This window comes from Enterobacter huaxiensis, from assembly GCF_003594935.2.
GTDB lineage: Bacteria > Pseudomonadota > Gammaproteobacteria > Enterobacterales > Enterobacteriaceae > Enterobacter > Enterobacter huaxiensis.
This window is the reverse complement of sequence record NZ_CP043342.1, coordinates 2138067-2159440: the sequence shown is the minus strand read 5'-3', so window position 1 is coordinate 2159440 and position 21374 is coordinate 2138067. Positions and strand designations below refer to the sequence as shown.

Annotated in this window: 21 protein-coding genes and 1 other annotated feature; of the genes, 8 read left to right on the top strand and 13 right to left on the bottom strand. The window is 55.1% G+C overall.

Annotated elements, in window-relative coordinates:
* Positions 1 to 21: 21 nt before the first annotated feature.
* The 3 genes from lapB to pgpB form a co-directional block, all read right to left on the bottom strand.
* Complete coding sequence (lapB, locus tag D5067_RS10310; protein ID WP_119937729.1) at positions 22 to 1191, bottom strand: lipopolysaccharide assembly protein LapB; 1170 nt, start codon at positions 1189 to 1191, stop codon at positions 22 to 24.
* Positions 1192 to 1197: 6 nt separating this feature from the next.
* The gene (locus D5067_RS10305) at positions 1198 to 1506 is read right to left on the bottom strand and encodes a LapA family protein (protein ID WP_119937728.1); all 309 of its coding nucleotides are present in this window, start codon (positions 1504 to 1506) and stop codon (positions 1198 to 1200) included.
* A 148-nt stretch (positions 1507 to 1654) separates the two neighbouring features.
* A complete protein-coding gene (pgpB, locus tag D5067_RS10300) occupies positions 1655 to 2422 on the bottom strand; it encodes a phosphatidylglycerophosphatase B (protein ID WP_119937727.1) in 768 nt (255 codons plus the stop codon).
* Between the two features lie 197 nt (positions 2423 to 2619).
* On the opposite strand from pgpB, the gene ribA reads away from it, so the two are divergent.
* Positions 2620 to 3210: a GTP cyclohydrolase II gene (ribA, locus tag D5067_RS10295; RefSeq protein ID WP_119937726.1), complete on the top strand. Its 591-nt coding sequence runs from the start codon at positions 2620 to 2622 to the stop codon at positions 3208 to 3210.
* 37 nt (positions 3211 to 3247) lie between these two features.
* On the opposite strand, the gene acnA is transcribed toward ribA, so the two are convergent.
* The 6 genes from acnA to topA all read right to left on the bottom strand — a co-directional run bounded on the left by acnA (position 3248) and on the right by topA (position 10735).
* Positions 3248 to 5923, bottom strand: coding sequence for an aconitate hydratase AcnA (gene acnA, locus D5067_RS10290; protein WP_119937725.1), 2676 nt, complete (start codon positions 5921 to 5923; stop codon positions 3248 to 3250).
* A 165-nt stretch (positions 5924 to 6088) separates the two neighbouring features.
* Positions 6089 to 6187: a small membrane protein YmiC gene (ymiC, locus tag D5067_RS10285; protein WP_374208610.1), complete on the bottom strand. Its 99-nt coding sequence runs from the start codon at positions 6185 to 6187 to the stop codon at positions 6089 to 6091.
* Positions 6188 to 6325: 138 nt separating this feature from the next.
* Positions 6326 to 6496 carry a YciX family protein gene (locus tag D5067_RS24240; RefSeq protein WP_263069894.1) on the bottom strand — a complete coding sequence of 57 codons (171 nt, stop codon included), beginning with the start codon at positions 6494 to 6496 and terminating at the stop codon, positions 6326 to 6328.
* 2 nt (positions 6497 to 6498) lie between these two features.
* Positions 6499 to 6639, bottom strand: a complete 141-nt coding sequence (locus D5067_RS10280; protein WP_233606840.1) for a YmiA family putative membrane protein — start codon at positions 6637 to 6639, stop codon at positions 6499 to 6501.
* Positions 6640 to 6976: 337 nt separating this feature from the next.
* Positions 6977 to 7951, bottom strand: a complete 975-nt coding sequence (cysB, locus tag D5067_RS10275; protein ID WP_010431770.1) for an HTH-type transcriptional regulator CysB — start codon at positions 7949 to 7951, stop codon at positions 6977 to 6979.
* Between the two features lie 186 nt (positions 7952 to 8137).
* The gene (gene topA / locus D5067_RS10270; protein WP_119937723.1) at positions 8138 to 10735 is read right to left on the bottom strand and encodes a type I DNA topoisomerase; all 2598 of its coding nucleotides are present in this window, start codon (positions 10733 to 10735) and stop codon (positions 8138 to 8140) included.
* Between the two features lie 399 nt (positions 10736 to 11134).
* Between topA and D5067_RS10265 the strand changes: the two genes are divergently transcribed.
* On the top strand, positions 11135 to 11386 hold the full coding sequence (locus D5067_RS10265) for a YciN family protein (protein WP_119937722.1): 252 nt from the start codon (positions 11135 to 11137) through the stop codon (positions 11384 to 11386).
* Positions 11387 to 11421: 35 nt separating this feature from the next.
* Here D5067_RS10265 and sohB read toward each other — a convergent pair whose 3' ends face one another.
* The gene (gene sohB, locus D5067_RS10260; RefSeq protein ID WP_119937721.1) at positions 11422 to 12468 is read right to left on the bottom strand and encodes a protease SohB; all 1047 of its coding nucleotides are present in this window, start codon (positions 12466 to 12468) and stop codon (positions 11422 to 11424) included.
* 251 nt (positions 12469 to 12719) lie between these two features.
* Between sohB and D5067_RS10255 the strand changes: the two genes are divergently transcribed.
* Together D5067_RS10255 and cobO are read left to right on the top strand one after the other, a co-directional pair.
* Complete coding sequence (locus D5067_RS10255) at positions 12720 to 13481, top strand: YciK family oxidoreductase (RefSeq protein ID WP_119937720.1); 762 nt, start codon at positions 12720 to 12722, stop codon at positions 13479 to 13481.
* Positions 13478 to 14068, top strand: a complete 591-nt coding sequence (gene cobO, locus D5067_RS10250; protein WP_119937719.1) for a cob(I)yrinic acid a,c-diamide adenosyltransferase — start codon at positions 13478 to 13480, stop codon at positions 14066 to 14068. The genes D5067_RS10255 and cobO overlap by 4 nt, the downstream gene beginning before the upstream one ends.
* Positions 14069 to 14104: 36 nt before the next feature.
* Here the strand turns inward: cobO and rluB are convergent, their stop codons facing one another.
* The 3 genes from rluB to rnm all read right to left on the bottom strand — a co-directional run bounded on the left by rluB (position 14105) and on the right by rnm (position 16575).
* Positions 14105 to 14980 (bottom strand): 23S rRNA pseudouridine(2605) synthase RluB, encoded by an 876-nt coding sequence (rluB, locus tag D5067_RS10245; protein WP_028013408.1) that lies wholly within the window; start codon positions 14978 to 14980, stop codon positions 14105 to 14107.
* 96 nt (positions 14981 to 15076) lie between these two features.
* The gene (locus D5067_RS10240) at positions 15077 to 15697 is read right to left on the bottom strand and encodes an L-threonylcarbamoyladenylate synthase (protein ID WP_114977039.1); all 621 of its coding nucleotides are present in this window, start codon (positions 15695 to 15697) and stop codon (positions 15077 to 15079) included.
* Positions 15694 to 16575 carry an RNase RNM gene (gene rnm / locus D5067_RS10235; RefSeq protein WP_119937718.1) on the bottom strand — a complete coding sequence of 294 codons (882 nt, stop codon included), beginning with the start codon at positions 16573 to 16575 and terminating at the stop codon, positions 15694 to 15696. Before rnm ends, D5067_RS10240 begins: the two co-directional genes overlap by 4 nt.
* Positions 16576 to 16715: 140 nt before the next feature.
* Between rnm and trpL the strand changes: the two genes are divergently transcribed.
* The 4 genes from trpL to trpCF all read left to right on the top strand — a co-directional run bounded on the left by trpL (position 16716) and on the right by trpCF (position 21374).
* Positions 16716 to 16760, top strand: coding sequence for a trp operon leader peptide (gene trpL / locus D5067_RS10230; protein WP_119937817.1), 45 nt, complete (start codon positions 16716 to 16718; stop codon positions 16758 to 16760).
* Positions 16737 to 16831, top strand: a sequence feature (Trp leader region). It overlaps the preceding gene by 24 nt.
* 23 nt (positions 16832 to 16854) lie before the next feature.
* Positions 16855 to 18417 carry an anthranilate synthase component 1 gene (locus D5067_RS10225; protein ID WP_119937717.1) on the top strand — a complete coding sequence of 521 codons (1563 nt, stop codon included), beginning with the start codon at positions 16855 to 16857 and terminating at the stop codon, positions 18415 to 18417.
* Positions 18417 to 20012, top strand: a complete 1596-nt coding sequence (gene trpD / locus D5067_RS10220) for a bifunctional anthranilate synthase glutamate amidotransferase component TrpG/anthranilate phosphoribosyltransferase TrpD (RefSeq protein WP_119937716.1) — start codon at positions 18417 to 18419, stop codon at positions 20010 to 20012. The genes D5067_RS10225 and trpD overlap by 1 nt, the downstream gene beginning before the upstream one ends.
* A 3-nt stretch (positions 20013 to 20015) precedes the next feature.
* Positions 20016 to 21374: a bifunctional indole-3-glycerol-phosphate synthase TrpC/phosphoribosylanthranilate isomerase TrpF gene (gene trpCF, locus D5067_RS10215; RefSeq protein ID WP_119937715.1), complete on the top strand. Its 1359-nt coding sequence runs from the start codon at positions 20016 to 20018 to the stop codon at positions 21372 to 21374.

The window sequence follows — 21374 nt, the reverse complement described above, 5'->3', positions numbered from 1 at the left end:
TGATGCGTTTTAAAAAAAGTATTACTGCCCGTCGAGCCCACGAATAGGCTTTATGGTACTCCAGGCGCGGCACGATGGGCAGTGCCAGTAAAGCGTATATGCGGTAAAACCGCACTTCTGACAGCGATAACGAGGCTTGCTGCGCACCTGCTCGCCCACCATGTCACGCAGAACCATCAGGCTCTCTTTGGCGCGCCCTTCTTCTGCATCATTGAGATGGTAGTCCATTAGCTTATGGAATACGCGCATCGTCGGGTGACGCTGCAGCTGGCGCGTAATGTATACCTGCGCCGTGTCGCTGCCTTCATGTTGCTCAACGACGTCTGAAAGCATCAGCTCTGCCGTCGCTCCGGTATTCTCTTCTACGCATCGACGCAGAAACGCAACCCACTCGTCCTGCTTGCCCAGCTGCTGGTAGCAGGTTTGCAGCATTTCCAGAGTCTCACTGACCAGCTCTTTATCCTGGTCAATCACCCGCAGCAGGCTTTCTACCGCTTTGGCAAACTCACCGTTCGCCATGAAAACGCGGCCCATCATAATGGAGATGCGCGCACTGTTGCGATCCGCGGCGGCGCCTTTTTTCAGCAGCGTCATGGCTTTATCCATGTCATCGCTTCCCATCTGCTGGAGGGCCAGCTCGCAGTAGAAGTGCGCAATCTCGACGCGTTGTTTATCTTTGCCCAGCTTCACCAGGCGCTCTGCCGTCTCAATGGCCTTCTGCCAGTCGCTGGTTGCCTGGTAAATTTGCAGGAGCTGCTGAAGTGCGCTGATGCGAAAATCGGTTTCATCCACCAGCTGTGAGAACATATCTTCCGCGCGGTCATAAAGACCCGCGGCCATGTAATCCCTGCCCAGCTGCTGAACCGCAAGCAGGCGCTGGTCGTAGGTCAACGACGCGCTTTCCATTAGCGTCTGGTGAATACGAATGGCACGGTCAACCTCGCCGCGTGAGCGGAACAGGTTCCCCAGGGTGAGATGCGCCTCTACGGTTCCGGTGTCCTCTTTAAGCATGTCGAGGAACAGGTCTACCGCTTTGTCCTGTTGATTGCTCAGCAGGAAGTTCACCCCCGCAACGTAGTCACGGGAGAGTCGGTTAGCTTCATCCTGTTTAGTTTGTTGCGCACTTCTGCGGCCCATATACCAGCCATAGGCTGCGGCTACAGGCAAAAGCAGAAACAACAACTCCAGCATATTCGATTATTCCTTGACTACCGGCACACCAGAGCTTTCCGGAATGTCAGTCACGGGCGCAATTTGATGTTCAAGTCGTTTAATTTTACGTTCAGCGCGCGCCAAAGAAACACGAACTTTAAGCCAGAACAAGCCGCACACCAGCCAGCCGATGATAAACCCGGCCGCAAACAGAACGGCCAGCAGGCTCGATACGCGGTACTCACCCTGCGCCAGCAGATAGTTAAAGGTTACCTGTTGATCGTTTTGTGCACCCAATGTGACGGAAATGACAAAAATCGCCAACACCAGTAAGAAAATGAGTAAATATTTCACATGACTTCCCGTTATGTGGTTCAAGCGAATAAAGTGTGTTCAACTCACCGCAATCAGCCTTATAAACTACCATTTTAGCGACAGGCGCGAAATGGAAAAAGTGACGCGCCAGCCATGGATTTATGGGCTAAATGCGGAAAATCAACCTTCAGCCTCCGCTTTGCTCCCTTTCGGCAATTTCTTTCTTCTCTTCCGGCGGCGGCATGAGCGGCCCGCAGAACCGTTCAGCAAGCCAGGTCGCCAGCGTGACCAGCAGCCATGAAATTAGCGTAGCGACCACCAAATCACGCGGCCAGTGCATACCCAGCAGCAAGCGGCTGCCCATCACGCCCGTTGCCCAAAGCAGCAAAATCGCGATGGTAACCGTGCGACGGCGCGGCCACAGCAGGCCGACACCCAGTAGCGCCCAGCTTGCGGCAAACATTGTATGTCCGGAAGGGAACGCGAAACCGGTCTCTTTCTGCCAGTGTTTACGCAAAAATTTTGGAATGTCCGGCTGTTCCGAAAGCTGTTCTTTCACCAGCGCACCGCGATCTTTACGCTTTAAATTGTAGAACTCATCCACCGGAACATGGTGCGTTTTTTCCATCCAGACGACGAAGGGCCGCGGCTCCTGCACGCGATCCTTCACCCAGGATTTCACCCCCTGGCCAATAATGATGGCGCCGCCGAGAATGGCAAACAGCACGATCGCTGGGCGCAGACGAAAACGCAGACACCACAGAAACCAGGCACACAGCAGAACGTGTGTGATAATGCCCCACGGCTGCGTCACCGTCTCCGTTATCCAGTACAGGGTTTTAAGCCACGTGCTGTTTTGACCGGGCTGCCACGTCCAGCCGGAAAACCATAAAGCCACGGGCATAATAAGCAATACGGCTGCACCGGCTGCCGTTCGTCTGGCGATTGAAAACATGTCCTCTCCTTTTACGCTAAGCGTCACAATCATAACTGAAATTCGTCGACCGGGTGGATATGTCGGATCGTGCGTTTAACGTTCATATAGCATGGTGCTGATTAGGCGAACTTACCGAGCTTGTGGCAAAATGATCGAATACAGAAAGCAAAACGGGCGGAAGGCACGAAACGTGTCAGCCTACTCTGGAGAATCACATGCAGCTTAAACGTGTGGCAGAAGCCAAACTGCCAACCCCATGGGGCGACTTCCTGATGGTGGGTTTTGAAGAACTGGCAACCGGACAAGATCACGTCGCGCTGGTATTTGGCGACATTTCAGGACAGACACCGGTACTGTCTCGCGTCCATTCGGAGTGTCTGACCGGCGATGCCTTGTTCAGCCTGCGCTGTGATTGCGGCTTCCAGCTGGAAGCTGCCCTGACTCATATTGCAGAGGAAGGCCGTGGAGTTCTGCTATATCACCGTCAGGAAGGTCGTAATATTGGTCTGCTGAATAAAATCCGCGCTTACGCGCTGCAGGATCAGGGTTACGACACGGTTGAAGCCAACCATCAACTTGGTTTTGCCGCTGACGAACGTGATTTCACCCTCTGCGCAGATATGTTCAAGCTGCTGGGCGTGGATGAAGTTCGCCTGCTGACCAATAATCCTAAGAAAGTGGAAATCCTGACCGAAGCGGGCATCAATATCGTTGAACGCGTGCCGCTGATCGTTGGGCGTAACCCCAAGAATGCGCACTACCTCGATACCAAAGCGGCTAAAATGGGCCACCTTCTGAGCGAGTGATCGCGAAAAGCCCGGCACGAAAGCCGGGCTTGCTTCCTCAATCTAGCATTTTACGAATCACATAATGCAAAATGCCGTCGTTCTGGTAATAGGTTAGCTCCGTTGCCGTATCGATGCGGCACCGGCACGCCAGCTCCTCGGTTTTCCCGTCCGCGCGCGTTAACGTAACCGGCACCGTTTTACCCGGCTGCAGGCTTTGCAGATCGCTGATATCAATCTGCTCTTCCCCCGTTAGCGCCAGCGTTTTGCGCGTAACGCCCTGCGGGAATTCCAGCGGCAGGATCCCCATCCCGATCAGGTTAGAACGGTGGATACGTTCAAAGGACTCCGCAATGACCACCCGCACGCCGAGCAGGCGCGGCCCTTTTGCCGCCCAGTCGCGGCTGGAGCCAGAGCCGTACTCTTTCCCGGCAATGACCGCCAGCGGCGTCCCTTCCTGCTGATACTTCATCGCCGCATCGTATATCGAGACCACCTCTGACCCCGGCAAGTGGCGGGTCATGCCCCCTTCGATGCCCGGCACCATTTCATTACGAATGCGGATGTTGGCAAATGTCCCGCGCATCATCACTTCATGGTTACCCCGTCGCGATCCGTAGGAGTTAAAATCTCTTCGCTCCACGCCGCGTCCCTGCAGATAACGTCCCGCAGGGCTGTCGGCTTTTATGCTGCCCGCCGGAGAGATGTGGTCCGTAGTGACGGAGTCACCGAGCATCGCAAGGATGCGCGCGCCGTGGATGTCCTTCAGCGGTGCAGGCTCAGCCAGCATGTCGTTGAAGAACGGCGACAGGCGGATATAGGTTGAATCATCCTGCCAGCCGTAAGTGTCTGAGCCCGTAACGCCGATCGCCTTCCATTCCGGCGTGCCTTCAAACACCTCGGCATACTCTTTGCGGAACATCTCCGTCGAGACCTTCTCTACTGCCCGCGCAATCTCGCGCGACGACGGCCAGATGTCGTTAAGATAGACAGGATCATTCTTACGATCGTGTCCAATCGGGTCGGTGGCCAGGTTAATATTCATGTTACCGGCCAGCGCATACGCCACGACGAGCGGCGGTGAGGCTAGCCAGTTGGTTTTAACGAGCGGATGGATACGCCCTTCAAAGTTTCGGTTGCCGGAGAGCACCGCGCCAACGGTCAAATCGCCCTGCTTGATCGCCACTTCTATTGGCTCAGGAAGCGGGCCAGAGTTGCCGATGCAGGTGGTACAGCCATAGCCGACCAGGTTAAACCCCAGCTCATCCAGATACGGGGTCAGTCTCGCCTGCGCAAGATAATCGGATACTACCTTGGAGCCGGGCGCCAGAGAGGCTTTGACCCAAGGCTGCGGTTTCAGGCCCAGCTCTACCGCTTTTTTCGCCAGCAGCCCGGCGGCCATGAGTACGCTTGGGTTTGAGGTATTAGTACAGGAGGTGATCGCCGCAATCACGACGGCGCCATCAGGCAGCTGATACTGATGTCCGTTCAGGACATAGTCGACCGGACGGCAATCCTTTTGCGCGGTATTCACTTCCAGTTCGCTGCTGGCAGCAAAGGCTTTTGGCACGTTGTTGAGCGCAACGCGGTCCTGCGGACGCTTTGGCCCCGCAAGGCTTGCCTCAACGGTGCCCATATCCAGCTCAAGCGAGCTGGTAAACACCGGCTCATCGCCTGGGTTACGCCACATTCCCTGGGCTTTGGTGTAGGCCTCAACCAGAGCGACCTGCTCCTCGCTGCGGCCGCTAAGGCGCATATACTCCAGCGTGACGCTATCAATCGGGAAAAAGCCACAGGTTGCGCCATATTCCGGCGCCATATTCGCGATGGTGGCGCGGTCCGCCAGCGGCAAAGAATCTAGCCCGTCGCCGTAGAATTCAACAAATTTACCGACGACGCCGTGCTTGCGCAGCATCTGCGTCACGGTTAAAACCAGGTCTGTCGCGGTAATGCCTTCCGAAAGCTTACCGGTCAGCTTAAAGCCTACCACGTCGGGGATCAGCATGGAGACGGGTTGACCCAGCATGGCCGCTTCGGCCTCGATCCCGCCGACGCCCCAGCCCAGCACGCCCAGGCCGTTAATCATGGTGGTATGGGAATCTGTCCCCACCAGCGTATCGGGATACGCGACCCACTCTTTATCCTGCAGCTCACTCCATACGGCCTTACCGAGATATTCCAGGTTAACCTGATGGCAGATCCCCGTGCCCGGCGGTACCACGCTAAACCGGCTGAATGCCTGCTGCCCCCATTTAAGGAACACGTAGCGCTCGTGGTTACGTTCCATCTCCAGGCGGACGTTCTCGCCAAAGGCGTCGTCATCGCCAAAGTGGTCCACGGTCACGGAGTGGTCAATCACAAGGTCAACGGGAGAGAGCGGGTTAACTTTTGCCGTATCGCCACCAAGGCGCTTAACGGCTTCGCGCATGGCTGCCAAATCAACGACGGCAGGCACGCCGGTGAAATCCTGCATCAGGACCCTGGCCGGGCGATAGGCGATTTCTCTGTCGGCATGGGCATTTTTCAGCCACCCCGCCAGCGCCTGGATATCTTCCTCGGTGATGGAGTCGCCATCCTGCCAGCGAAGCAGGTTTTCGAGCAAAACTTTCAAGGACTTGGGTAAACGCGAAATGTCCCCAAGCGTTCTGGCGGCCAGCGGTAAGCTGTAGTAGTGCCAGGTTTTATTTTCTGCCTGTAATGTGTCCTTACTGGCTTCGCGTAGGGTTAACGACATAAGCTCCTCCTTAATTACAGAGATGTCCTGACAATCATCAGGGCTGTATTTAAAGATAACACATAGATGTCGTAACGTTTTGATAACAACCCGAATTGATAAATTTCGGATTGATCCCGCGCGGCGTGTGAAACAAAAAACCCCGCCAAAGCGAGGTTTCAGGATTTAGAGGAAGGCCAGCCAGATGAGCTGACACCAGAAGAGAATCGATACGGAGAACACGCCGATCCACGACCAGTATTTGGGAATTGTCATGTTATTCATCATAGGGACACCAGGCTTTAATTATTAAACATGCTGAGGTCTGCCCTCAGTTCTATATTGCTGATGTGTATTATTAAACGAGTACAAAAGCGCAAAGACATTATTCAATGTATTTGCATCATTACGCAATTAACTAAATTATTGTTTTTTGGGTTCGTCTTCTGCGAACACATCAATAAAGGCTTGCTGCTGCGCCGTTAGCTTCCATGATGCGGGAACGGTGGTCGCAGGCGCTTTTCGCGCTTGATGACCATTGTCACGATGTTGACACATTTGCTTAACCGTTTCTGTCCGTACCGTCACTGTCATATTCAACCCCAATATTTCCAGGCGAGGAGAGCAACCACCGCCCAGAACAAGGCGGAGACGAGAAAGACCGCCAGCCAGGCTTTACGCTTTAGCGCAGGATCCCTTTGCGGTTCTTCACTTCCTGAAGGCATTGCTAACCTCATACAATCGACATCGCTTATCATTTTAGACCAAACAATTGGTACAATTAATCATCTGTTGAGATAAATCCTAAAGAAACTTTAGCCGAAAAGCCAGTGAATTTGTGCTTATGGCATAAGGAAAAATTCATTCTTTTGACCAGAAATAAATAATTGAAAAGAAAAATTTGCGAAGCCGTAAATTACTTTCTACTTTTGTCGCAAATTTGCGACAGTAAAACCTTAAAGATTAAATGGGTAATGACATTATATGGCAGCGGCGGGTAGATGATGATAATTCTAATTTAGGTTTGAGAGGGTATTTCGGTATCTCTCCGCGGGGGAAAGATACCGGGTGTGATTATTTAGCAGGAAGCTTAATGTCTTTAAACATCTCTTCGATGTCTTCATTCGAGCGTAATGCAACGGCGGTATCGACAACGTCACGCGTTAAATGCGGAGCGAAGCGCTGAATAAAATCATACATATAGCTACGCAAGAAAGTGCTGCGACGAAAACCGATCTTCGTCGTGCTGTGGCTGAAAACATCATGCGCATCAAGACGCACCAGATCCGGATCGGAGACCGGGTCAACCGCCATGCTGGCAATAACCCCTACCCCAAGCCCCAGGCGTACGTATGTCTTAATGACGTCCGCATCTGTCGCCGTGAAGACAATGCGCGGCGTTAACCCTGCGCGGTTAAAGGCCGTATCCAACTCGGAGCGGCCGGTAAAGCCGAAGGTGTAGGTCACCAGCGGATATTGTGCCAGCTCTTCAATGGTTACTGACCCTTTCCCGGCCAGGGGATGGTCTGGGGTAACCACAATTGAACGGTTCCAGTGATAGCACGGCAGCATCACCAGGTCGTCATAGAGGTGCAGCGCTTCCGTTGCGATAGCGAAGTCAGCATTGCCCTTAGAGACGGCTTCCGCAATTTGCGTCGGCGACCCCTGGTGCATATGCAACGACACGCGCGGGTAACGCTCAATGAAACCTTTAATCACGCCGGGCAGCGCATAGCGCGCCTGGGTGTGTGTGGTCGCGATATAGAGTGAGCCTTTGTCTGGCCAGGTGTGTTCACCCGCAACGGATTTAATGGCGTCCACTTTGGACAACACTTCCCGCGCGATTCGGATGATCTCTTGCCCTGCCGGTGTGACCTGAGTGAGGTGTTTACCACTGCGAGCAAAAATTTGAATGCCTAACTCATCCTCCAGCATGCGCACCTGCTTGCTGATGCCGGGCTGCGAGGTATAGAGTCCTTCTGCGGTAGAAGAGACGTTGAGGTTGTGATTGACGACCTCAACAATATAGCGGAGCTGCTGTAGTTTCATGCCAGACCATCCGAATTAGCGCACGGGTCAATCGTTTAAGACGATTTGATAATAAGAAAAGGGTTAACTATAACCACTATATCATTTATAGCTCGACTGTATAGTACGGAACAAAAAATAATAACAGCGTAATAAAAAAGGGCCGGAAGTCCGGCCCTTTCACGGGTAAGTGGCGGTAAGGGAAGATTATTTCTTACCTTCGACCCATTTACCGTCAACAAAGAAGGCAGACCAGCCGGTCGCTTTACCGTCTTTCTCTGCCGCGACATATTGCTGCTTTGTTTTACGGCTGAAGCGCACAACGGTCTTGTTGCCTTCAGGATCCTGCTGCGGCGCGTCGGCCAGATAACGCAGTTTCTCCGGCATACGGTCGCGGAAGCGATGCAGCTCTTCCACCAGTGGAGCACGCGTTTCACGTGATTTCGGGAAGGTGTTGGCCGCAAGGAAGACCCCCGCAGCACCGTCACGCAGCACGAAATAGGCGTCCGACTTCTCACACTGCAGTTCTGGCAGCGGAACCGGATCTTCTTTTGGCGGAGCAACTTCGCCGTTACGCAGGATCTTACGCGTGTTTTTGCACTCGTCGTTGGTGCACGCCATGTATTTACCAAAACGCCCCATTTTCAGGTGCATTTCAGAGCCACATTTCTCACACTCAACGATCGGGCCGTCGTAACCCTTGATCCGGAACTCACCCTCTTCGATCTCGTATCCATCGCAGGTCGGGTTGTTACCGCAGACGTGCAGTTTACGTTTTGGATCGATCAGGTAGCTGTCCATTGCCGTGCCGCATTTCTGACAGCGACGTTTGGCGCGCAGTGCGTTGGTTTCTGCATCCTCACCTTCCAGCACGTTGAGAACTTCATTCTCCGGCACCAGGTTGATGGTGGTTTTGCAGCGCTCTTTCGGCGTCAGCGCATAGCCAGAACAGCCCAAGAATACGCCCGTCGTGGCGGTACGGATCCCCATCTTACGGCCGCAGGTTGGGCAGTCGATGCTGGTCAGTACCATCTGGTTAGGCAACATGCCGCCTTCTTCAGGATCTTTCTCGGCTTTATCCAACTGGTTGGTAAAGTCGCTGAAGAAGCTATCGAGCACTTTTTTCCATTCGGCCTGATGGCTGGCAACCTGGTCGAGGCTGTCTTCCATCTGCGCGGTGAAATCGTAGTTCATCAACTCGCGGAAATTTGCTTCCAGACGGTCGGTGACAATCTCACCCATTTTTTCAGCGTAGAAACGACGGTTTTCAACACGGACGTAGCCACGATCCTGAATGGTCGAAATAATCGACGCATAGGTGGACGGACGGCCAATACCGCGTTTTTCCAGCTCTTTAACCAGCGAGGCTTCACTGAAGCGTGCTGGCGGCTTGGTGAAGTGCTGCGCCGGAATCAGCTCAACGAGAGACAGTTCATCACCCTTGTTTACCGCAGGCAGCGTTCTGTCTTCATCGCCTTTGCGCAGCGCAGGCATCACCTTCGTCCAGCCGTCGAAACGCAGAATACGGCCGCGAGCCTTCAGACGGTAATCACCCGCACCGACGGTCAGCGTCGTGGAATCGTACTTCGCAGGCATCATCTGACAGGCTACAAACTGGCGCCAGATCAGCTGGTACAGCTTCTGCGCATCCGCTTCCATATCCTTTAGCGATTCAGCCAGGACGGAGACGTCAGAAGGACGAATGGCCTCGTGCGCTTCCTGAGAGTTCTCTTTGCTGGCGTACTGATTTGCGTTTTCTGGCAGGTATTTCTTACCAAAATTATCGCTAATGTAATCCCGCACCATGCTGACCGCATCCTGACTCAAGTTTGTAGAGTCAGTACGCATATAGGTGATATAACCCGCTTCATACAAACGCTGGGCCATCATCATGGTTTTCTTCACGCCATAGCCCAGACGCGTGCTCGCGGCCTGCTGCAGCGTGGAGGTTATGAACGGCGCACCCGGTTTGCTGCTGGTCGGCTTGTCTTCACGATCCAGTACCTGATAGCGCGCTTTTTCCAGCAGCGCCACGGCGGCCATCGTCTGGTCGCGGTTTTCAGGACGGAAAGGTTTGTCGTTGTGATGGCTTACCTGCAGCGGCAGCGCGTCGCCGCCTGGCGTGGTGACGTTGGCATCCACTTCCCAGAACTCTTCCGGAACGAATGCTTTAATTTCGCGTTCACGCTCAACAACAAGACGTACGGCAACGGACTGTACGCGGCCTGCTGACAGACCACGCGCAACCTTTTTCCACAGCAGTGGAGAAACCATGTAACCCACAACGCGGTCCATAAAGCGGCGTGCCTGCTGCGCGTTTACACGGTCGATATTCAGTTCACCCGGCTTTTCGAAGGCCTGACGAATCGCATTCTTTGTAATTTCGTTAAACACCACACGGCTGTAGCGTTTGTCGTCACCCCCGATCACTTCCCGCAGGTGCCATGCAATGGCCTCCCCTTCGCGGTCAAGGTCGGTTGCGAGGTAGATGTGGTCTGCTTTTTCAGCAAGCTGCTTCAGCTCGTTAACGACTTTTTCTTTGCCTGGCAGCACTTCGTATTGTGCATCCCAGTTGTGCCACGGGTTAACACCCATGCGGTTGACAAGCGCGCTACGTTCATCCTTTTTAGGCTTTTTAGCCCCTTTGGTGGAGGTAGAGTCTGCGCTCTTTTTGCTGGCTGAGCCACTGGTCGGCAAATCGCGGATATGACCCACGCTGGACTTAACCACGTAGTCATTACCCAGATACTTGTTGATCGTTTTGGCTTTTGCCGGGGACTCAACGATGACGAGAGCTTTACCCATATTCACCTTTACCTAATTTAATTCTTCCAGGAATACGCCGCACGTTGATTTCCCTTCCGCTGACGACGAGCCAATGATATTGCGACTGTGTCAGGGGATATCAACCCCTTTGTCGTGCCGGAGGTCAAACAGATGACACCCAGGTCATTGAGTTATTAGGTATTTTTCTCACACCCAATATAATTCGTGACGAATTCCCGGTGGAATGTCAAGCAATTCTGTTGCCAGAATGACGAAAGCGCACACTGTACCTGATAAAATTCGTTACGCAACTTTATTAGCATGCAAAAGCAAATCCCGCCAGCCGCCCCCCTGCCCCTTAACCTCTCAGATATCAGGGAAAATTTGCCCCCACAGCGCCCTCGGCGTAGACTAATGCCACTGTTTAAGGAGTAGATTATGCAGAATACGACCCAACCTATCGATCGCGCTTCTCTGCTTATCGAAGCGAACAAACTGATCCGCAACCATGAAGATACGCTGGCGGGTATTGAAGCCACCGGCGTAGAGCAACGAAACGGCGTGCTGGTATTCAGCGGCGAGTACTACCTTGATGAACAAGGGTTACCGACGCCAAAGAGCACCGCGGTATTTAACATGTTTAAATACCTGGCGCACACGCTCTCAGAGAAATATCACCTGGTCGATTAATGCAAAAACGCGAGGCATAAGCCTCGCGTTTTTGTTTACAGCAGCGGCTTCTGACCGCGCTGCAGCCAGCGCAGGAGCAGGCGGTCGGCGCTTTCAGCGGCGCTGTTGGTGAAACGGTCAAGAAGCCGTTTACGCTGCGTAAAGCGCACGCCAACGAGCTCACGCCCTTCCATCAGGTTCAGCAACAGATCGTCACTGGTGCCGACGTCATCAACAAGCCCTTTCTCCCGGGCCTGCGTACCGTACCAGTGTTCACCGGTAGCAACCTGTTCAATATCCAGCGCTGGGCGCATACGGTGCACAAAGTCTTTAAAGAGGTGATGCGTTTCATTCAGATCTTCACGGAATTTCTGACGGCCCTCCTCCGTATTTTCGCCCAGAAGCGTCAGGGTACGTTTGTACTGGCCTGCCGTATGCAGCTCGATGTCGATCTCTTTGTTTTTCAGGAAGCGGTTAAAGTTGGGGATCTGGGCAACAACACCGATAGAGCCAATGATAGAGAACGGTGCCGCGACAATTTTATCCGCCACGCAGGCCATCATATAGCCGCCGCTTGCCGCGACTTTATCCACCGCCACGGTGAGCGGGATCTGCTTGTCACGCAGGCGCTGAAGCTGTGATGCGGCCAGCCCGTAACCATGCACCACGCCGCCCGGGCTTTCCAGACGCACAACCACCTGATCCTGCGCTCTGGCGACAGCAAGTACGGCCGTTACCTCTTCACGCAGCGAGGTGACCTCATGCGCATCCATGCTGCCTTTAAAATCGAGCACATAAACGCGCGGTTTTACGTCCGTCGGTGGCGTATTGCTCTTCGCTTTCGCCTTTGCAGTTTTCGCTTCCTGCTTGTGCTTTTTCTTCTGCGCTTTCAGCCACTGCTTTTGCTGATGCTCGTCCAGCAGCGCCAGCGACATCTCTTCCTGCATCTCTTGATACTGCTCGCTCAGGCGGGTAATGCGTAACTCACCACGCTGACGCTTGCGCTGCGTCAGGTTAACAATCAGAACGGCTATCACCGCGATGGCGATCACCACCGTCGCGATTTTGGCCAAAAACAACCCATATTGAGAAAGTAATTCCACGCGTTCCACCTTGATTTAACCACGATTCCTACACGCCAGTGTACAACAGCCCTGCACGGGCGTCTCGCTCATGACATTACCCGTGCGAGCCGCTTTCAGAAATCCCCGAATCTGGTTTAAATATTTGCAAATTGTTAATTTCGCAGCGTTGCCTCCTGTAGACTGATTGAATTCTCATGTTATTTCGGGCATAAAGCCGAAAAGTCATAATAAGAAGACGCAATTTATGCCGCTGCGTCTGAGGAGTCACCGTGCATTATCAACCGCAAAAAAATCTGCTGCAGAACCGGATTATTCTGGTCACCGGGGCCAGCGACGGGATTGGTCGCGAAGCCGCGCTGACCTATTCTGAATATGGCGCGAGCGTCATCCTGACAGGCCGTAACGAAGAAAAGTTGAAAGGCGTCGCGCAGGAAATTGAACGGGCGGGCGGCACGCCAACTCCCTGGTATACCCTCGATTTGCTCACCTGCACGCCCGAAACGTGCAGAGCCCTCGCGCAGCGTATCGGCGCGCACTATCCACGACTGGACGGCGTTTTACATAATGCTGGCCTGTTAGGTGAAGTTCGCCCGATGGACGAGCAGGACCCGGAGGTCTGGCAGCAGGTCATGCAGGTGAATGTTAATGGAACCTTCTTCCTGACCCAGGCATTGTTTCCTTTATTACTCAATTCGGAATCCGGTTCGCTGGTCTTCACCTCCTCCAGCGTGGGCCGTCAGGGCCGGGCCAACTGGGGAGCCTATGCGGCCTCAAAATTTGCCACAGAAGGAATGATGCAGGTGCTGGCCGAAGAGTATCAAAGCCGTCATCTGCGCGTGAACTGCATTAACCCCGGCGGTACCCGCACGAAAATGCGCGCCAGCGCGTTCCCGACGGAAGATCCGCAGAAGCTTAAAACGCCCGCAGATATTATGCCGGTCTATCTCTGGCTGATGGGCGACGACAGCCGCCGCAAAACCGGGATGACCTTTGACGCCCAGCCGGGCCGTAAACCGGGGATATCGCAATGAGTGAAGAACGTCACCAGCAGCGTCAGCAGCGCCTGAAAGAACAGGTTGATGCTCGCGTAGCGGCCGCGCAGGACGAGCGCGGTATCGTCATCGTCTTTACCGGCAACGGCAAGGGCAAAACTACGGCCGCATTTGGCACCGCCACGCGCGCCGTCGGACACGGGCAGAAGGTGGGCGTGATTCAGTTCATTAAAGGCGAATGGCCTAACGGTGAGCGTAATTTACTGGAGCCGCACGGCGTTGAATTCCAGGTGATGGCGACAGGCTTTACGTGGGATACGCAAAACCGGGAAACTGATACCGCCGCCTGCCAGGCCGTCTGGGAGCATGCCAAACGTATGCTGGCCGACCCCGCGCTCAATATGGTGCTGCTGGATGAGATAACCTATATGGTGGCCTATGACTACCTGCCGCTGGAAGCCGTACTGGAGGCGTTAAAAAACCGTCCTGCGCATCAGACGGTGATTATTACGGGGCGCGGTTGCCATCGGGATATTCTGGAGCTTGCGGACACCGTCAGCGAGCTGCGTCCGGTTAAACATGCTTTTGATGCAGGTATCAAGGCGCAAATCGGCATTGATTATTAAGAAAAAAGCCCGGCTCTGTTAGCCGGGCTTTCATTTTTAACCGTTGTTATTACGACTGCCAGAGCGGCGATTACTGTTCACCTGACTATGGCGTTTCACCGCACGACGGATCTGGTTCGCTTTCATGCGACGACGATCTTTCTCCACCGCCACTTTAGAGGTGGTTTCCGGCGTTAACCCTACCAGCTCGCGCAGGTAGTTAGTCTGGGTCAGATCCAGTTCGGTATAGCCGCCACGCGGTAACCCTTTCGGCAGCAGGATATCACCATAGCGGACGCGGATCAGGCGGCTAACCTGCACGCCTACCGCTTCCCACAGGCGACGAACCTCGCGGTTACGGCCTTCGGTCAGGGTCACGTTGTACCACTGGTTGATGCCTTCGCCGCCGGTGAATTTGATGGTTTTGAACGCCGCAGGGCCATCTTCCAGCTGAACGCCACGCGACAGGTCGCGCAGCTTATTTTCATCAACCTGGCCGAAGACACGCACGGCGTATTCGCGTTCAACTTCACGGCTTGGGTGCATCAGACGGTTTGCCAGTTCACCATCGGTGGTAAACAGCAGCAGACCGCAGGTGTTCACGTCCAGGCGACCCACGGCAATCCAGCGGGCGCCGCGCAGTTTAGGCAGACGGTCGAATACCGTCGGGCGACCTTCAGGGTCATTGCGGGTACACAGCTCGCCTTCCGGCTTGTAGTAAGCCAGCACGCGACAGATCTGTTCAGCGGACTCTTTTACGGAGATGAGATGCCCGTCAATACGGATTTTCAGCCCCGGCACGATTTCAACGCGGTCACCCAGCGTGGCGATTTTACCGTCCACACTCACGCGGCCCGCTTCAATAATGGCTTCGATTTCACGGCGTGAACCGTGGCCGGCGCGCGCCAGCACTTTCTGTAACTTCTCGCTCATTGAGCTTCCTCAGGTGTCGCCTTCACAGGCGTCGAATCAGGTCAAAACAGGGCTGAGCCGTGTTTTGATGGCCGCGTAGTATAGCTGCTTACACCTTTACAAGAAAGGCTTAACATCGCCCACGCCTTCACGAATCACTTCCGGCGCGTCTTCGGTCAGGTCGACGACTGTCGTCGGCTGCTGGCCAAGGTAACCGCCGTGAATGATCAGCTCAACCACCTTCTCCAGACGATCTTTAATCTCTTCCGGATCGGATTCAGTAAACTCGCTGCCCGGCAGCATCAGTGAGGTAGAGAGCATTGGTTCGCCGAGGGTTTCCAGCAGCGCTTGCGCAATCGGGTTCGACGGCACGCGCATACCGATTGTTTTACGTTTTTCTTGCAGCAAACGTCGCGGCACTTCTTTCGTCCCTTTCAGAATGAAGGTGTAGTTGCCGGGCGTGTTGTTCTTAATCAGGCGAAATGCGACGTTGTCGACGTAAGCATAGGTCGACAGCTCGGAAAGGTCGCGGCACATCAGGGTAAAGTTGTGGCCGTCCGGCAGCTGGCGAATGCGGCAGATACGCTCCATCGCCCCTTTGTCTTCAATTTTGCAGCCCAGCGCGTAGCCGGAATCGGTTGGGTAGACGATAACGCCGCCCTTACGGACGATCTCCACGGCCTGGTTGATCAAACGCGCCTGTGGGTTATCCGGATGGATATAAAAAAACTGACTCATACTTCCCTCTCTTCAATGTGCTGTGGCTGTTCCCAGAGTTGCCAGACAGGCTCAACGCCAGCGGGCAACCAGAGCTTGCGCCCCAGTTCAATCCACGCGCAGGGAAGATGGAAATCCGACCCCTGCGACCCAAGCAGGCCAAACTGACGGGCGTAGGCCGCAAGCTGCGCACGCTCATTGGGAGCCTGCTGACACTGAGCGACTTCCATCGCTTCACCGCCGCATTCGGCAAAGTGTGCCAGCAGTCTTTTCAGCCATTTAGCAGAAAGATTATACCGCCCAGGATGGGCCAGCACAGCCTTTCCGCCAGAATGATGAATGACATCAATAGCTTGTTTTATTGTACACCACTGTGGCGGAACGTATCCTGTTTTCCCGCGTGCCAGGTACTTTTTGAAGACATCCGCCATGGTCGTGGCTTTTCCCGCCTCAACCAGAAAACGCGCAAAGTGACCGCGGGTCACCGCCCCACAGTTTGCCATACTGCGCGCGCCTTCCAGCGCGCCCGGAATATTCGCCTTTTCCAGGCGCTCGCCAATCATCTCTGCGCGATGGTTGCGTCGCGTTTTTTGCTCTTGCAAAAAGGCACACATTGCCGGATGTTCTATATCGATGTTCAGACCAACAATATGAATTTCATGGTTTTCCCAAAGCGTTGAGATTTCCACGCCGGAGACCAGATTCAGCGCCAGTCCGCTGCGGGCAATTTCAGCGCGCGCGGCCGGAATGGCGTCAGTCGTATCGTGATCGGTTATTGCCAGCGTGCCAACACGCATTTCAACGGCGCGATGAACCAACGCTTCGGGCGTAAGCAGACCATCAGAAGCCTGAGTATGGCTGTGTAAATCGTAAATTATGGCGTAGGTGGTATCGCTCAAAGCACTTCCCGTTACAGGTTGGAGACAACGCAAAGACCCTATGATAACGACTTGCCGCGAAATTCTGAAATCAAGGGTTGACAACACGCCATCGAACTAGTTAACTAGTACGCAAGTTCACACGAGAAAGGTATCTGAAAATGACTGCATATTTTGCTCTGCACGGTTGGTGGCGCACTTCCTGATTAACGGGCAGTGTCACTCGTCTGCGAAACGCAAACAGATACCCAGCCCGCTCCGAAGCGGGCTTTTTTTTGAACAAAATATGAGAACAACATCATGCAAACAGCCAAACCACACCTCGAACTGCTTACCTGCGAGGCGGCCTATCGCCACAACCCAACTGCGCTGTTTCATCAGGTGTGCGGTGCACGTCCGGCAACCCTGCTGCTGGAATCTGCGGATATCGACAGCAAGGACGATCTTAAGAGCCTGCTGCTCGTCGACAGCGCGCTGCGCATTACCGCATTAGGCGACACCGTTACCATCAAAGCGCTGTCGGACAATGGCGCCTCCCTGCTGCCTCTGCTGGATGCCGCCCTGCCGTCTGGCATCGACAACGAACGTCACCCGGAAATGCGCGTCCTTCATTTTCCGCCGGTCAGCCAGCTGTTAGACGAAGACGCGCGTCTTTGTTCACTGTCTGTTTTTGATGCCTTCCGCCTGCTGCAAAATCTGGTCTCTGTGCCTGAAGATGAACGTGAAGCCATGTTCTTTGGCGGGCTGTTTGCTTACGATCTGGTCGCCGGTTTCGAAGATTTACCTGAAACCGAACAGGGCAACCGCTGCCCGGATTACTGCTTCTACCTGGCCGAAACCCTGCTGGTGATCGACCATCAGAAAAAATACACCCGCGTCCAGGCGAGCCTGTTCACGCCGTCTGCCGGTGAAAAGAACCGCCTTGAGCAGCGCATCGCGCAATTACAACAGCAAATGACGGAAGAACCGCCTGCGCTGCCGGTACAGCGCATTGAGAAAATGGCCTGCGACGTGAACCAGACTGACGATCGGTACGGTGCCGTCGTTCGTCAAATGCAAAAGGCGATCCGCGCCGGTGAAATTTTCCAGGTGGTACCGTCCCGTCGCTTCTCCCTGCCCTGCCCGTCGCCGCTGGCCGCCTATGACGTGCTGAAGAAAAGCAACCCAAGCCCCTATATGTTCTTCATGCAGGACAACGACTTCACGCTGTTTGGCGCGTCACCGGAAAGCTCCCTGAAGTACGACGCCACCAGCCGCCAGATTGAGATCTACCCGATTGCCGGAACCCGTCCGCGCGGCCGCCGTGCCGATGGTTCACTTGATCGCGACCTCGACAGCCGCATCGAGCTGGAGATGCGTACCGACCATAAAGAGCTTTCAGAACACCTGATGCTGGTAGACCTGGCGCGTAACGATCTGGCGCGTATTTGCACTCCCGGCAGCCGCTACGTGGCGGATCTGACCAAAGTTGACCGTTACTCGTTCGTGATGCACCTGGTTTCGCGCGTGGTCGGTGAACTGCGTCACGACCTCGACGTGCTGCACGCCTATCGCGCCTGCATGAATATGGGCACCCTGAGCGGCGCGCCGAAAGTGCGCGCTATGCAGTTGATCGCTGAAGCCGAGGGCCGTCGTCGCGGCAGCTACGGTGGGGCCGTGGGCTATTTCACCGCGCACGGTGATCTGGATACCTGCATCGTGATCCGCTCCGCGTACGTTGAAGACGGTATTGCCACCGTGCAGGCAGGCGCAGGAATTGTTCTTGATTCAGTGCCCCAGTCTGAAGCTGACGAAACACGCAGTAAAGCGCGCGCGGTACTTCGCGCCATTGCTACCGCACACCATGCACAGGAGATTTTCTGATGGCTGACATTCTGCTGCTCGATAATATCGACTCCTTCACGTACAACCTGGCAGATCAGCTGCGTGCGAATGGCCACAACGTCGTTATTTACCGTAACCATGTTCCGGCGCAGACGCTGATTGAACGTCTGGGCACCATGCAAAACCCGGTGCTGATGCTATCCCCAGGGCCCGGCGCGCCGAGCGAAGCGGGCTGTATGCCAGAGCTCTTAACCCGTATGCGCGGCAAGCTGCCGATTATCGGTATTTGCCTTGGGCACCAGGCCATTGTGGAAGCCTATGGCGGCTACGTGGGTCAGGCGGGGGAGATCCTGCACGGTAAAGCGTCCAGCATTGAACACGACGGCCAGGCGATGTTTGCCGGGCTGCCGAATCCCCTTCCGGTCGCCCGTTACCACTCGCTGGTGGGCAGTAACATTCCGGCCGGCCTGACCATCAACGCCTCGTTTGAGGGAATGGTGATGGCAGTTCGTCACGATGTCGATCGCGTTTGCGGCCTGCAGTTCCACCCGGAATCAATTTTGACCTCAAACGGCGCGCGCCTGCTGGAGCAGACGCTCGACTGGGCGTTACTGAAACTGGAGCAGACCAACACCCTGCAGCCGATTCTGGAAAAGCTGTATCAGGCACACACCCTGACCCAGCAGGAGAGCCACCAGCTTTTCTCCGCCGTCGTTCGCGGCGAGCTGAAGCCTGAACAACTCGCCGCCGCGCTGGTAAGCATGAAGGTGCGCGGCGAGAGCCCGCAGGAAATTGCCGGCGCCGCCACGGCTCTGCTGGAAAATGCCGCCCCGTTCCCTCGTCCCGACTATCAGTTTGCGGATATCGTCGGCACGGGGGGAGACGGCAGCAACAGTATTAATATCTCTACCGCCAGCGCCTTTGTCGCGGCAGCGTGTGGCCTGAAAGTGGCGAAGCACGGTAACCGCAGCGTATCCAGCCGTTCTGGATCGTCCGATTTACTGGCGGCTTTCGGTATTAATCTGGACATGCAGGCCGAACGCTCCCGTGAAGCGCTGGACGACCTGGGCGTATGCTTCCTGTTTGCACCGAAGTATCACACCGGTTTTCGCCATGCGATGCCGGTTCGCCAGCAGCTCAAGACCCGCACGCTGTTTAACGTCCTCGGCCCGTTGATTAACCCGGCTCATCCGCCGCTGGCGTTGATTGGCGTCTACAGCCCTGAGCTGGTGCTGCCGATTGCGGAGACCCTTCGCGTTCTGGGTTATCAACGTGCCGCGGTGGTCCACAGCGGGGGGATGGATGAAGTGTCTCTCCATGCGCCTACGCTGGTTGCTGAACTGCGCGACGGCGAAATTCAGAGCTACCAGCTCGAGGCCTCTGACTTCGGCCTGGCGCCGTACCATCAGGAGGCGCTGGCCGGCGGTACGCCTGAAGAAAACCGTGACATTCTCACGCGCTTATTACAAGGTAAAGGTGAGGTCGCCCACGAGGCCGCCGTTGCTGCCAACGTCGCGATGCTGATGCGTTTGCACGGTGAGGAAGACCTGAAGGCCAACGCCCAAAAAGTTCTGGACGTACTGCGCTCCGGCGCAGCTTACGATCGCGTTACCGCACTTGCGGCAAGAGGGTAAAGAATGCAGACCGTTTTAGCGAAAATCGTTGCCGATAAGGCCATCTGGGTAGAAGCACGCAAGCAGCAACAGCCGCTTGCCAGTTTCCAGAATGAGGTCGTCCCAAGCCAGCGTCGTTTTTACGATGCCCTGCAGGGCGCGCGCACCGCATTTATTCTTGAGTGCAAAAAGGCCTCCCCGTCAAAAGGTGTGATCCGTGACGATTTCGACCCGGCGCGTATAGCGGGAATTTACAAGCACCATGCGTCGGCCATCTCCGTGCTGACGGATGAAAAATATTTTCAGGGCAGCTTCGATTTCCTGCCCATCGTCAGCGGCATCGCGCCGCAGCCGATCCTGTGCAAAGACTTTATTATCGACCCATACCAGATTTGGCTGGCGCGATTCTACCAGGCCGACGCCTGCCTGCTGATGCTCTCAGTACTAGACGACGAACAGTATCGCCAGCTCTCTGCCGTAGCGCACAGCCTGAATATGGGCGTGTTGACCGAAGTGAGCAACGAAGAAGAGCTGGAACGCGCCATTGCGCTGAAGGCCAAAGTGGTTGGCATCAACAACCGCGATCTACGCGACCTGTCGATTGACCTGAACCGCACCCGTCAGCTGGCGCCGCGTCTGGGATCGGGCGTCACGGTGATCAGCGAATCCGGGATTAACAGCTATGCCAACGTGCGCGAGCTGAGCCACTTTGCCAACGGTTTTCTGATTGGCTCTGCCATGATGGAGCATGACGATCTCAACGCCGCGGTGCGCCGCGTGCTGCTGGGTGAAAACAAAGTCTGCGGCTTAACCCGCGAACAGGATGCGCAGGCCGCATACGAAGCCGGGGCGATTTACGGCGGGCTGATCTTTGTGGACTCTTCCCCTCGCGCAGTAAGCGAAGAGCAGGCGCGCAAGGTGATGGCGGCCGCGCCGCTTAGCTATGTGGGCGTGTTCCGTAACGCGGAGATCGCCGACGTGGCGGCGAAAGCCGAAAGGTTGTCCCTGAGCGCGGTGCAGCTGCACGGTGATGAAGACCAGGCTTACATTGATTCACTGCGCGCGTCGCTGGCACCTCAGGTGCAAATCTGGAAAGCGCAGAGCGTCGGCGACATGTTGCCAGCACGCAACCTGAATCATGTTGATAAATACGTGCTCGACAACGGTCAGGGCGGCACTGGTCAGCGTTTTGACTGGTCATTGCTGAACGGCGAAAAGCTCGGCAACGTCCTGCTGGCGGGCGGGCTAAGCCCGGATAACTGCGTAGAAGCTGCCAAAACCGGCTGCGCAGGCCTCGATTTCAATTCAGGCGTAGAGTCAGAACCGGGTATTAAAGATGCCAGCAAGCTGGCCTCGGTATTTAAAACTCTGCGTGCATATTAA